Genomic DNA, 12200 nt, shown 5'->3' on the forward strand with positions numbered 1-12200 from the left:
ACGATCATTGACGGGTCAACCCTGCCACTTCCCGCCTTCAACAATCACGCTTTCCGGCTTGGTGTCATCGCTCAGTTCCTTGCGAACATACTGGTCATACAGCTTGAGCAGATACTTCTCTTCGCCCAACTTCGCCAGCTCGGTATTCACCCAATCCCGCAATTCGATGTTGCCCTTCTTCACCGCCGGCGCAATCGGCGCTTCATCCCCCAGTTTCTGCTCCAGCACGCGATAGCCCGGGTTCTGCTTGGCCCAGCTGAACAGCACCAGGTTGTCCTGGGCATAGGCATCACCACGGCCCGCCGACAACGCTTGCAGCGACTCGGAATTTTTCTCGAACTTCAGCAGTTTCCAGTCCGGGTGGTTCTTGGTCAGCCAGATATCCGCGGTAGTGCCGGTGGTGACGATGGTGGTGCGGGTCGCCAGGTCGTCCAGGCTCTTCACCGAGCTGTCCTGCGGCACCAGGGCCTGCACCGCGACTTTCAGGTTCGGGTTGGTGAAGTCCACCGCTTCCTTGCGCTCCGGCGTCACCGTCATGTTGGCGAGGATCAGGTCGACCTTGTCGCTTTGCAGGAACGGAATGCGGCTCGCCGGCTCTACGGCGACGAATTCAACCTTGTTCTCGTCGCCTAGCAGGTCCTTGGCGAAACGGCGGCCGATGTCGGTATCGAAGCCGACATAGCGGCCGGACTCATCCACGAAACCAAACGGCGGCTTGTCGGTGAATACGCCGACGATCAGCTTGTCCCGCGCCTTGATCTTGTCGATGTAGCTCACTGCAGCGGGTGCCGGGGTGGCAGCGGCAGCCGTCTTGGCGGGCTCTTCGGACTTATTGCAGCCGGCCAGCAAAGCGAGGCCGAACAGGGGGAATAACAACTTGGCAGTTTTCATGACAGCTCCAGTTCCTTGGTTCTTTTGGGCAGTGTTGAAACGAAGGAGAACTTCTCCAGGAACTGCTGCGCGCGTGCGGTTTGCGGGTTCGTAAAGAATGCCTCGGGGGTGTTTTGTTCGAGGATGCGGCCGGCCTCCATGAACACCACGCGGTCGGCGACGGCGCGGGCGAAGGCCATTTCATGGGTGACGATCAGCAGGGTCATGCCGTCCCGGGCCAGGCCCTGGATCACTTCCAGTACTTCCTTGACCATCTCCGGGTCAAGGGCGGCGGTGACTTCGTCAAACAGCATGACCTGCGGGTTCATGCACAACGAGCGGACGATGGCGATGCGTTGCTGCTGGCCGCCCGACAGCTGGCGCGGGTAGGCGTCGCGTTTGTCGGAGAGGCCCACCCGTTCCAGCAGTTTTTCAGCCTGGGCCCGGGCTTCGCGGGGTTCGCGTTTTTGCACTTTCAGCGGGCCGAGCAGGAGGTTGTCGAGCACGCTCATGTGCGGGAACAGGTGATAACTCTGGAACACCATGCCCACGTCCTGGCGCACCTGGCGCCAGTCGGTGGCCTTGTCCAGCAGCTCCTTGCCCGCAAAACGCAGGCTACCGCTGTGGGCCACTTCCAGGCCATTGAGGCACCGCAGCAAGGTGCTTTTGCCGCAACCGCTGGGGCCGAGGATCACCACCACTTCGCCGCTTTGCACACTTAGGTCGATGCCGTCGAGCACCTGCTGGTCGCCGAAAAACTTGTTGAAACCCTGGAACTCGATCAATGCGCTCATGCTTGGGCCCAGCGCCGTTCCAGCACCTTGGAGGCGGCCGACAACGGGTAGCAGATAAAGAAGAAAAACAGGAACAGCGCGCCGTAGATCAATACCGACTCGTAGGTGCGCTCGATGATTTGCTGGCCGACCTTGATCACGTCCACCACACCGATCAGCACCGCCAGGGAGCTGGTCTTGATGATGCGGGTGTAGACGTTGATGGTCGGCGGGGTCATGCGTTTCAGGGCCTGGGGCAACAGCACGTAGCCGTACAGTTGCGGGTCCGACAGGCCAATCGACAGGCCGGCTTCACGCTGGCCACGGGGCAACGAATGCAACGCACCGCGCACCACTTCGCCGACTTCACTGGCACCCCACAGCGACAACACCAGCACGGCGCACCAGAAGCTCGGAATGCTCAGGCCAAAGAAAATCGGCAGGCCGAAGAACAGCAAGTACAACCACACCAACACCGGAATGGCGCGGAACAGCTCCAGGTAAATCCGCAGCACCAGGTTGATCGCTTTCGAATTCAACGTGCGCAGCACGCCATACACCACGCCGCCGACGGTGCTGAAGGCGATGCTCAAGAACGAGATCGACAGGGTTAGCGCCGCGCCCTTGCCCAGCTGCGGCAAGGACACCCAGAGTAATTCAAGACCCGAACTGGCCATGCTGGAGCCTCCTTTCAAGGCGGCTGAGCAGCAGCGACAGCGGCAGGAATAACAGCACGCAGATCAACGTGAGCACCGCGAGCATTTCGTAGGTTTTGTAGTAGAGGGCGATATAGCTTTTGGTGGTGTAGAGAATCTCCGGCACCGCCACCGCCGACACGATCGTGGTTTCCTTGAGCAGGAAAATAAAGTTCGCAAACAGCGCCGGCAGGCTGAGGATCCCGGCCTGGGGCAGGATCACATGGCGCAGCAGTTGCCAGTGGGACAGCCCGATGGACTTGCCCGATTCGATCTGTGCCAGCGGCACCGCCTCGACACCGGCGCGCAACACTTCCGTGAGGTAGGCGCCGCCGAGAAAGGTCATCGTGATGATTGCCGCCCAGAACCCGGAGATATTCAGCCCCAGGGCCGGCAACGCGAAGTAGACGAAAAACAGTTGGATCAGCAGCGGTGTGTTGCGCGCCAACTCCACGTACAGCGCCACCAGGCGCCACACGTAGGGCGTGCGAAACACCAGCAGCGCGGCGTTGATCAAGGCCACCAGCATGGAGGTGCCAATGGCGATCAGGCCGACTTGCAGGGTAACGCCCACGGCCTTGAGAAACGCCGGCAGCGTGCTGAGGATAAATGCGTAATCGAAGGTCATCTGAAATCCCTGACGCCGCAGGGGTAAAGCGGCGTTGGTGCGGTCCGGTCCAGCGTGGGTAACGCCGGGTAGCGCCGACTTTAAAGGTATAAAAAGCAAAATTTAAATACCGAAATAGCATATTGATATCACCCAAATAGATAACCTGCGGATTCGCGGTGCAGATGGATGACAGCTACTGTTCCCGGGGAAGTAGGACGGGTCTTTTTATCGGAGCTGCACTTCAGGGATAGGCGGTACGTGGCCAGACTGACGGCCAACCAACAGGCGAGGGAATGAGCGATGAACGAGGCAAAACCGATTGATCCGCAGGAACTGGTGAAGTGGCTGGTGGCGCTACGCAGGGCCATTAACAGTCGAAATATCTGAGCTGACACAGTCCCAAATGTGGGAGCGGGCTTGCTCGCGAATGCGGTGTATCAGTCAGCAGATGTGTTGGCTGACCCACCGCATTCGCGAGCAAGCCCGCTCCCACATTTCGATTGTGTTCCAGCCATAAAAAACGCCGACGCTGTAGAAGCCGTCGGCGTTTAAACCTTGAAGGAGGTTTTTGGGTTCGATCAGAACGCCGGCACGACCGCGCCGTTGTATTTCTTCTCGATGAAAGCTTTCACTTCAGGGCTGGTCAGGGCTTTGGCCAGCTTCTGGATCGCGTCGCTGTCCTTGTTGTCCGGGCGGGCAACCAGGAAGTTCACGTACGGCGACTTGGCGTCTTCGATGATCAACGCGTCCTTGGCCGGGTTCAGGCCGGCTTCCAGGGCGTAGTTGGTGTTGATCAGGTCCAGGTCAACCTGGTCCAGGACGCGTGGCAGCAGCGCCGATTCCAGCTCTTTGAATTTCAGGTGTTTCGGGTTGCTGGCGATGTCTTTCGGCGTGGCCAGGGCGTTGGTCGGGTCTTTCAGGGTGATCACGCCAGCCTTTTGCAGCAGCAGCAGGGCACGGCCGGAGTTGCTGCCTTCGTTCGGGATGGCCACGGTGGCGCCATCTTTGAGCTCAGAGATGTTTTTGATTTTTTTCGAGTAGCCGCCGAAGGGTTCAACGTGCACGCCCACTACGGTGACCAGGTTGGTGCCTTTACCCTTGTTGAAGTTTTCCAGGTACGGCAGGGTCTGGAAGTAGTTGGCGTCCAGACGCTTCTCGGCCACCTGTACGTTCGGTTGTACGTAGTCGGTGAAGACTTTGATTTCCAGGTCCACGCCTTCTTTGGCCAGGGTCGGCTTGACCAGCTCAAGGATCTCGGCGTGCGGGATCGGGGTAGCGGCTACCACCAGTTTCTCGTTGGCCTGGGCGAAGCTTGCAGTCAGGGCAGCCGCCAGTGCGGTAAACAACAGAACCTTTTTCATGCAGTGTCCTTATCGAAAATCCGGGTCGTCTGGGACGGCCGCTTTTTTAGTGGATGCCAGCGAAGTGCTATCGCGGCGTGCAGCGGACAATACCGAGGTTTTTTATTCCAGAACAATACTTTTTATTCACTTTGATATTCCATTTTGTTCATGCAGGAGCCCGTCTTGCCGGCGATGGCGGTCTTGAGCCTTGCGATGCTCCTGAGGACGCCATCGCCGGCAAGCCGGGCTTCTACAAAACAGCGTGTTCTTTCAGATAGCTTTTCAGGGCTTCAACCTCGGCGGCGCTGGCGTGGCCAAGAATTCGTCGCACCTGCTCCACAGGTGAACCCGCCACGGGCAGGTTCAAATGCTCAGGCAGAATCTCGTCGCCACTGCTGACCAGCAAGGCAAAGTGAATCACGTTCTCCAACTCCCGGGTGTTGCCCGGCCAGCTGTGATGCTCCAGCACGCGCTGGGCTTCGTCGCTGATCAGCGGCACCGGCAGGTCGAGGCGCTGGCTGTAGATGCCGAGGAAATATTCGGCCAGTGACAGGATGTCGCCCACCCGCTCGCGCAGTGCGGGCAGCTCCAGTTGGCCTTCGCTGAGGTAATGGAACAGGCGCTCATGAAACTTGCCGGCCGCCACGGCCTGGGCGAGGTCGATGCTGGTGGCCGCCACCAGCCGCACATCCACCGGGCTTGGCTGATGGGCGCCGACGCGGGTGACTTCGTGGTTTTCCAGCGCCGCCAGCAGCTTGACCTGGATTGGCAGCGGCAAGTCGCCGATTTCATCCAGGTACAACGTGCCGCCGTTGGCCGAGCCAAACCAGCCGGCGCGGCTGCTGGCTGCGCCGCTGTGGCTGCCTGCGGCGTAGCCGAACAGTTCGGCGTCGGCGTATGTCGGGCTGATGGCGCCGCAATTCACCGAGACAAACAGGCCGGTGCGGTCGCTGCCACGGTGGATATGCCGGGCGAGCAACTCCTTGCCGCTGCCGGTTTCGCCGCGGATCAACACGGGCAAGGCACGGGGGGCGAGGTTTTCGAGGTCTTCACGCAGTTGCCGCGAACGCGGGTCGACAAACACCAGCGCCTTGGCACGAATGCTCAGGGGGCTTTTTTCGGCGTCGGGGAAGGTCAGCAGGGGCTGACCGAAGGTTTCATGCAGGCTCATGGCAGGCTCCCGCCCCATCCACGAAGGGGAAGGGGCGTTTAAAAAATTTTATGCACGGCGCCGGGAGTGATGTTCCAGGCGATTTTGCAGGCGATAGAGGTAGGCGAAACCCTGTTCCCAGCGTTGATGGCCGGACTTCACGTTGATGTGCCCGGCGCCCGCGAGAATTCCCGCTTCGGCGCCCCAGTTACGTGCCAGTTCCAAGGCGCGGGTGGCGCTGACGGCGCTGTCGTTGTCGGAGCTGACGACCTGGCTTGGGAAGGGCAACAGGTGGCTGGGGATTGGCGCAAAGTTACGCAGGGCGGGTGCGCAGGCAGGGCGTTCGACATCGGCCGGGGCCACCAGCAGGGCGCCGCGTACCTGACGCAGGAACTGCACCGGTGCGGTGGCCGCCCAATGGGCGACGGTGATGCAGCCCAGGCTGTGGGCGATCAGAATCACCGGGGTGCTGTCGGCGGCGATGGCTTCGGCCAGGGCGGCCACCCAGTCTTCGCGGCGTGGGGTGAGCCAGTCGGCCTGCTCCACACGAGCGCTGTTGGGCAGGCTGTTCTGCCAATGACTTTGCCAATGATCTTCTGGCGATCCTTGCCAGCCCGGCACGATCAGATAACGAATCGACTCGCTGTGCATGGGTGTGCCCTCCTGCAGCGTTTAACGTTGTGGGTCAGTATAGGCACGGGGTATATATTCGTTAAGGAATAAGAAGCTATTTATTAATAACCAAAAATCGAGTGTTAAAAGCCAAATCAAAAACCAGAGCGAAAGCAGAGCTGCTTTTCTGTGGGAGCTGGCTTGCCTGCGATGCAGACAACTCGGTACATCAGACACACCGAGGAGATGCCATCGCAGGCAAGCCAGCTCCCACATTTGAACCGTGCCCGCTTTAGCTTTTGATTTTGCTCTTCAACACTCAAGCCGGCCGGGAGGCCGCTGTGCTCTTGATCTGCTTTTGATCTTGATCTTAGGCGCCCCGTTAAACCACGCTGGCCGAACGCAGGCTTTGGAGCGTGGGTAACCCGGCAGGACGCCGGGTTAGCCGTCCTGGGCCAAGGATGGCCCATGACGGCGGCCCACGGTCCAAAGCCGGAGTGAGGGCACACCGAGCCTAGGCGAGGTGCCGAGTGGTGGGGCAAGAGCGTTTTGCTTACTTTTGCGCTTTTCAAAAGTGAGCCGCTGTAAGAGCGGAACCCATATCAGCAACAACCCAAATAACGGATATACACCCAAATCCAAACCCAAACCCACAAACCACCTTACGGCAGCAAAGCCAACTCAATCAGCTCATGCAGTTCTTCAACCTCAAGCGGCGCGGTAGAAAACAGATTACGAAACACGGTGGGCGCAACGATCAAATTGATCAGCCGATCCACGCTGGGAAGTGTCCCGGCGTCGTCGGTGTACCGATCCAGGATCGTCTCCAACTGCCCGGTGAGAATCCCCACGCAATACCCCGGCGCCTGACTGCATTGCACATCACGCATCATCTCGCGGCCAAGGTCCGAGCTCATCTCATCACGGTATTGCTCACCCCAGGCCCGCAGGTCTCCGCGCAGGCTGCCGGTATCAGCCGGCTCACTGTCCGGGCGCAGACGGGCCATCGCAACATCGGCCAGCAGCGCCGCCAAGTCACCCCAGCGCCGGTAGATGGTCGAAGGCGTCACTCCGGCGCGCGTGGCTATCTGCGGCACGGTCACGCTGGAACGGTCCTGCTCTTCGAGCAATTCACGCACCGCCGAATGCACTGATTCCTGGACCCGGGCACTACGGCCCCCCGGGCGGAGCCCTTCTTTTATCGCCATGCGTAAAACCTTAACACAAAGAATTTGCTTTAAGCGCCATCCGGTAGCACACTCCGCAAAAGCAAAATATTAGCTTTAGCGGAGCGTGCCCATGTCCAGCGTTACTTCTCATCGTTCCAGCCTGGTGTTTCTGGCGATCACCTTGCTGACGTTCCTCGCCGCCTCCAGCGCGCCGACCCCGTTGTACCACCTCTATCAAGAGGGCCTGCACTTTTCGGCGGCGATGTTGACCCTGGTATTTGGCATTTACGCCTTGAGCCTGCTGGCTGCATTGCTGACCGTGGGGTCGCTGTCGGACCACCTGGGGCGCAAGCCGGTAATTTTTGCCGCGCTGCTCCTCGATATGCTGGCGATGCTGCTGTTTATCAATGCCGACAGCGTCGGCTGGCTGATTGCCGCCCGCACGGTACAAGGCTTTGCCACCGGCATGGCCACCGCCGTACTGGGCGCCGCATTGCTCGACACCGACCGCCAGCAAGGCCCGCTGATCAACAGCGTAGCGCCTTTGCTGGGCATGGCCTGCGGGGCCATGGGCTGCAGCCTGCTGGTGGAGTTCGCGCCGATGCCGACCACGTTGATTTACTGGACCCTGCTCGGGTTGATGATCCTGCAGGCATTGTACGTCTGGCGCCTGCCGGAGACAGTCAGCCGGATTCCGGGGGCCCTGGCCTCGCTATGGCCCACCTTGCATGTACCGCCCCAGGCCCGACGCGCCTTGTGGATCTCGTTGCCGGTAGACGTAGCCGTATGGGCCATGGGCGGTTTTTATCTGTCTCTGGCGCCCTCGCTGGTGCGGGCGGCGACCGGGTCCACCTCGAACCTGATCGGCGGCGGACTGGTGGCGGTGTTGACGCTGAGCGGGGCGGTGATGATTTTCAGCCTGCGCAACCGCCCGGCGGACAAAGTCCTGCGGTTGGGCGCCGTGCTGCTGGCGGTGGGTGTTGCGCTGATCCTCACGGCCGTCCACAGCGCCAGCCTGCCGCTGTTCTTCATTGCCACGCTGATCGCCGGCGGTGGTTTTGGCTCGGGATTCCTCGGTGCGCTGCGCAGTGTTTTGCCGTTGGCCTTGCCCCATGAGCGGGCGGGCTTGATGTCGGCGTTCTATGTGCTGAGTTACCTGGCGTTCTGTGTGCCGTCGCTGTTGGCGGGCAACTTGACGCGCACCTTCGGTTTGATCGCCACCACCGACGGTTATGGCGTGGTGCTGATCGTATTGGCACTCGGCGCGTTGGTGGCGTTGCTAATGCAGGATTTGGCGAAGAGCAGGGCGACGGCGGGTAATTGATTCGGTAATAATTCGTCACCCTTACGCCTTGGGATTCACCCATGAAGATCATCCGCAGCAAAGAATTCACCGGCAGCCGCGCCTGGGAGGCGCTGGACATCGCCAATATGAACGGCATCACCACCCGTTTGCATTGGACCGACCAGCCGTATCGCTGGCACGTGAATGACGGCGAAGAGGTGTTCGTGGTGCTTGATGGCCAGGTGCAGATGCACTATCGCGAAAACGGCAGCGAACAGATGGCCTTGCTTGAGGTAGGCGACATCTTCTACGCCAGTGTCGGCACCGAGCATGTGGCCCATCCACAGGGCCCGGCACGGATTCTGGTGATTGAAACCGAAGGCAGCGTTTAATCACATATCTACGAAACAGATAACAGTTAGAGATATTACCCGTTATATAGATATTCGATTCGGTTCTACCATGGTCTCAACCTCATGCGAGGAAGAGGACTACACCATGACTTGCCCGAATACGCTTCACAGCAGCTTGAAACCCTTCAGTCACCTGACCCGTCCCCGGGAAGTGATTCGCCAGTTCACCCCCAACTGGTTTGCCGCCACCATGGGCACCGGGGTGCTGGCGTTGGCGCTGGCGCAATTGCCGGTCAACCTGGCGGGGCTGCACGCCGTGGCCGAAGGGCTGTGGCTGTTTACCATCGGCCTGTTTGTGCTGTTCAGCGTGCTGTATGCGGCGCGCTGGGTGATGTTTTTCCACGAGGCCCGGCGCATTTTCGGGCACTCCACGGTGTCGATGTTCTTCGGCACCATCCCCATGGGCCTGGCGACCATTATCAACGGCTTCCTGCTGTTCGGCCTGCCGCGCTGGGGGGATGGCGTGGTGCAACTGGCCGAGGTGCTGTGGTGGCTCGACGTCGCGATGGCCCTGGCCTGCGGGGTGCTGATCCCGTTCATGATGTTCACCCGCCAGGAACACAGCATCGACCAGATGACTGCCGTGTGGCTGTTGCCGGTGGTGGCCGCGGAAGTCGCCGCCGCCAGCGGTGGCCTGCTGGCGCCGCACCTGGCCGACGCCCATTCGCAACTGGTGATGCTGGTGACCAGCTACGTGCTGTGGGCGTTTTCCCTGCCGGTGGCGTTCAGCATCCTGACCATCCTGATGCTGCGCATGGCCCTGCATAAACTGCCACACGCCAATATGGCCGCGTCGAGCTGGCTGGCTCTAGGTCCCATCGGCACCGGTGCCCTGGGCATGCTGGTACTGGGCGGTGATGCACCTGCCATCTTTGCCGCCAACGGTCTGCCCGGCGTCGGTGAGATGGCCAACGGCATCGGCCTGGTCGCAGGCATCACCCTGTGGGGCTTCGGCTTGTGGTGGATGCTGATCGCGGTGCTGATCACCCTGCGTTACCTGCGGGCCGGTATCCCGTTCAACCTTGGCTGGTGGGGCTTCACCTTCCCGTTGGGCGTGTACTCGCTGGCCACGCTGAAACTGGCGAGCACCTTGCACCTGGGTTTTTTCAGCATCGTTGGTTGCGTGTTGGTGGCGGCGCTGGCGCTGATGTGGCTGATTGTCGCCAAGCGCACGGTGCAGGGCGCCTATAAAGGCGAGCTTTTTGTATCGCCGTGCATTGCAGGACTAGCGAATAAGTAAGCAGGATTAGGTAAAGTCGTGGCCTGGAAAAACCAATAACAGCCTTCAGGCCACGCAGGAACACGGACGATGAGCCACCCCTCGCAATTCACTTTGCTGCGCAAACGGCGTTTCCTGCCGTTCTTCATTACCCAGTCCCTTGGTGCGTTCAACGACAATATATTCAAGCAGTCGTTGATCCTGGCGATTCTCTACAAGCTGACCATCGAGGGCGACCGCTCGATCTGGGTCAATCTCTGCGCGTTGCTGTTTATCCTGCCGTTCTTCCTGTTCTCGGCCCTGGCCGGGCAATTTGGCGAGAAGTTCAACAAGGACGCGCTGATCCGGGTGATCAAGATCGGCGAAATCGTGATCATGTCCGTGGGCGCGGTGGGTTTCATGTTCAACCACCTGGAGCTGATGCTGCTGGCGCTGTTTGCCATGGGCACGCACTCGGCGCTGTTCGGGCCGGTGAAATACTCGATCATGCCCCAGGCCCTGCACGAGGATGAGCTGGTGGGCGGCAATGGCCTGGTGGAAATGGGCACGTTCCTCGCAATCCTCGCGGGCACCATTGGCGCCGGGATCATGATGTCGTCCACCCATTACGCGCCGGTGGTCTCGACGGCCATCGTCGGCATTGCGGTGCTGGGCTACCTGGCCAGCCGCAGCATTCCGCGCGCGGCGGCGTCCAGCCCCGAGATGCGCCTGAACTGGAATATCTTCAGTCAGTCCTGGGCCACCTTGAAGCTCGGCCTGGGGCAGACACCGGCGGTGTCGCGCTCGATTGTCGGCAACTCGTGGTTCTGGTTTGTCGGCGCGATCTACCTGACGCAAATCCCGGCCTACGCCAAGGAATGGATGTACGGCGACGAGACGGTGGTCACGCTGATCCTCACGGTGTTCTCGGTGGGCATCGCACTGGGTTCGATGCTGTGCGAAAAGCTCTCCGGGCGCAAAGTCGAGATCGGCCTGGTGCCGTTCGGCTCGTTCGGTTTGACCGTGTTCGGGCTGCTGCTGTGGTGGCATTCCGGCGGCTTCCCGCAGAACGTCCAGGCCAACGACTGGATCGCCGTGCTGAGTTACGGCCAGGCGTGGTGGGTGTTGTTCGATATCCTCGGCCTTGGCGTATTCGGCGGCTTCTATATCGTGCCGCTGTACGCGTTGATCCAGTCGCGTACCGCCGAGAACGAGCGGGCGCGGGTGATCGCGGCCAACAACATTCTCAATGCGCTGTTCATGGTGGTCTCGGCGATCGTCTCGATCCTGCTGCTGAGCGTGGCCAAGCTGTCGATTCCCGAGCTGTTCCTGGTGGTGTCGCTGCTGAACATCGCGGTCAACACCTACATCTTCAAGATCGTGCCCGAGTTCACCATGCGTTTCATGATCTGGCTGCTCAGCCATTCCATGTACCGCGTCGAGCACAAGAACCTCGAGCTGATCCCAGACGAGGGCGCGGCGTTGCTGGTGTGCAATCACGTGTCGTTTGTCGATGCGCTGTTGATTGCCGGTTCGGTGCGTCGGCCGATTCGTTTTGTCATGTACTACAAGATCTACAACCTGCCGGTTTTGAACTTTATCTTCCGCACTGCCGGGGCGATTCCGATTGCCGGGCGGCATGAGGACATCCAGATCTACGAAAAGGCCTTCCAGCGGATTGCCCACTATCTGAAGGACGGCGAGCTGGTGTGCATCTTCCCGGAAGGAAAATTGACCTCCGATGGCGAGATGAACGAGTTCCGAAGCGGCGTGACGCGGATTCTTGGAGAGACGCCGGTGCCGGTGATTCCGATGGCGTTGCAGGGGTTGTGGGGGAGTTTTTTCAGTCGCGATCCGAACAAGGGCTTCTTCCACCGGATCTGGTCGCGAGTGACCCTGGTGGCCGGCGCGCCGGTGACGGTGGAGGCGGCGACGCCCGAGGCGTTGCATGGTCTGGTTGGCACGTTGAGGGGTGATCTCAAGTAGTCAAGTTCTGGTGCTCAGGACCTTCTGCGCTGAAGGGCCTGGGCAGGGACTGACTTTGATGTGGGACAACGCTTGCAGTTTGTAGTTTTGGGTAAT

12 protein-coding genes are annotated in these 12200 nt (G+C 60.3%); 4 read left to right on the top strand and 8 right to left on the bottom strand.

Annotation, left to right across the window (positions count from 1 at the left end):
• Positions 1–15: 15 nt before the first annotated feature.
• From ACIOMR_RS14440 to ACIOMR_RS14475, 8 genes are all read right to left on the bottom strand, one after another.
• Positions 16–891, bottom strand: a complete 876-nt coding sequence (locus ACIOMR_RS14440) for a transporter substrate-binding domain-containing protein (protein WP_003211830.1) — start codon at positions 889–891, stop codon at positions 16–18.
• Positions 888–1664, bottom strand: coding sequence for an amino acid ABC transporter ATP-binding protein (locus tag ACIOMR_RS14445; RefSeq protein WP_003211829.1), 777 nt, complete (start codon positions 1662–1664; stop codon positions 888–890). Before ACIOMR_RS14445 ends, ACIOMR_RS14440 begins: the two co-directional genes overlap by 4 nt.
• Positions 1661–2320, bottom strand: a complete 660-nt coding sequence (locus tag ACIOMR_RS14450) for an amino acid ABC transporter permease (RefSeq protein WP_401194815.1) — start codon at positions 2318–2320, stop codon at positions 1661–1663. The genes ACIOMR_RS14445 and ACIOMR_RS14450 overlap by 4 nt, the downstream gene beginning before the upstream one ends.
• Positions 2301–2966, bottom strand: a complete 666-nt coding sequence (locus ACIOMR_RS14455; protein WP_003211825.1) for an amino acid ABC transporter permease — start codon at positions 2964–2966, stop codon at positions 2301–2303. Before ACIOMR_RS14455 ends, ACIOMR_RS14450 begins: the two co-directional genes overlap by 20 nt.
• A gap of 560 nt (positions 2967–3526) precedes the next feature.
• A complete protein-coding gene (locus tag ACIOMR_RS14460) occupies positions 3527–4309 on the bottom strand; it encodes a MetQ/NlpA family ABC transporter substrate-binding protein (RefSeq protein WP_003211822.1) in 783 nt (260 codons plus the stop codon).
• A gap of 232 nt (positions 4310–4541) precedes the next feature.
• The gene (locus ACIOMR_RS14465) at positions 4542–5462 is read right to left on the bottom strand and encodes a sigma 54-interacting transcriptional regulator (RefSeq protein WP_003211821.1); all 921 of its coding nucleotides are present in this window, start codon (positions 5460–5462) and stop codon (positions 4542–4544) included.
• A 48-nt stretch (positions 5463–5510) separates the two neighbouring features.
• The gene (locus ACIOMR_RS14470; RefSeq protein ID WP_003211820.1) at positions 5511–6092 is read right to left on the bottom strand and encodes an alpha/beta hydrolase; all 582 of its coding nucleotides are present in this window, start codon (positions 6090–6092) and stop codon (positions 5511–5513) included.
• 623 nt (positions 6093–6715) lie between these two features.
• Positions 6716–7261: a TetR/AcrR family transcriptional regulator gene (locus tag ACIOMR_RS14475; RefSeq protein WP_087695266.1), complete on the bottom strand. Its 546-nt coding sequence runs from the start codon at positions 7259–7261 to the stop codon at positions 6716–6718.
• A 91-nt stretch (positions 7262–7352) separates the two neighbouring features.
• Between ACIOMR_RS14475 and ACIOMR_RS14480 the strand changes: the two genes are divergently transcribed.
• The 4 genes from ACIOMR_RS14480 (at position 7353) to ACIOMR_RS14495 (ending at position 12104) form a co-directional block, all read left to right on the top strand.
• On the top strand, positions 7353–8546 hold the full coding sequence (locus ACIOMR_RS14480) for an MFS transporter (protein ID WP_003212382.1): 1194 nt from the start codon (positions 7353–7355) through the stop codon (positions 8544–8546).
• Between the two features lie 41 nt (positions 8547–8587).
• Positions 8588–8899, top strand: coding sequence for a cupin domain-containing protein (locus ACIOMR_RS14485; RefSeq protein ID WP_102369631.1), 312 nt, complete (start codon positions 8588–8590; stop codon positions 8897–8899).
• 106 nt (positions 8900–9005) lie between these two features.
• Complete coding sequence (locus ACIOMR_RS14490; protein ID WP_401194822.1) at positions 9006–10160, top strand: TDT family transporter; 1155 nt, start codon at positions 9006–9008, stop codon at positions 10158–10160.
• A gap of 69 nt (positions 10161–10229) precedes the next feature.
• A complete protein-coding gene (locus tag ACIOMR_RS14495; protein ID WP_177029243.1) occupies positions 10230–12104 on the top strand; it encodes an MFS transporter in 1875 nt (624 codons plus the stop codon).
• Positions 12105–12200 lie beyond the last annotated feature (96 nt).

The organism is Pseudomonas sp. NPDC087814 (genome assembly GCF_044742865.1).
Taxonomy (GTDB): Bacteria; Pseudomonadota; Gammaproteobacteria; order Pseudomonadales; family Pseudomonadaceae; genus Aquipseudomonas.

Coding starts and splice junctions, on each gene's coding strand:
- ACIOMR_RS14465 (WP_003211821.1), bottom strand. CDS start 5,462: ATGAGCCTGCATGAAACCTTCGGTCAGCCCCTGCTGACCTTCCCCGAC.
- ACIOMR_RS14460 (WP_003211822.1), bottom strand. CDS start 4,309: ATGAAAAAGGTTCTGTTGTTTACCGCACTGGCGGCTGCCCTGACTGCA.
- ACIOMR_RS14495 (WP_177029243.1), top strand. CDS start 10,230: ATGAGCCACCCCTCGCAATTCACTTTGCTGCGCAAACGGCGTTTCCTG.
- ACIOMR_RS14470 (WP_003211820.1), bottom strand. CDS start 6,092: ATGCACAGCGAGTCGATTCGTTATCTGATCGTGCCGGGCTGGCAAGGA.
- ACIOMR_RS14475 (WP_087695266.1), bottom strand. CDS start 7,261: ATGGCGATAAAAGAAGGGCTCCGCCCGGGGGGCCGTAGTGCCCGGGTC.
- ACIOMR_RS14445 (WP_003211829.1), bottom strand. CDS start 1,664: ATGAGCGCATTGATCGAGTTCCAGGGTTTCAACAAGTTTTTCGGCGAC.
- ACIOMR_RS14490 (WP_401194822.1), top strand. CDS start 9,006: ATGACTTGCCCGAATACGCTTCACAGCAGCTTGAAACCCTTCAGTCAC.
- ACIOMR_RS14485 (WP_102369631.1), top strand. CDS start 8,588: ATGAAGATCATCCGCAGCAAAGAATTCACCGGCAGCCGCGCCTGGGAG.
- ACIOMR_RS14455 (WP_003211825.1), bottom strand. CDS start 2,966: ATGACCTTCGATTACGCATTTATCCTCAGCACGCTGCCGGCGTTTCTC.
- ACIOMR_RS14480 (WP_003212382.1), top strand. CDS start 7,353: ATGTCCAGCGTTACTTCTCATCGTTCCAGCCTGGTGTTTCTGGCGATC.
- ACIOMR_RS14440 (WP_003211830.1), bottom strand. CDS start 891: ATGAAAACTGCCAAGTTGTTATTCCCCCTGTTCGGCCTCGCTTTGCTG.
- ACIOMR_RS14450 (WP_401194815.1), bottom strand. CDS start 2,320: ATGGCCAGTTCGGGTCTTGAATTACTCTGGGTGTCCTTGCCGCAGCTG.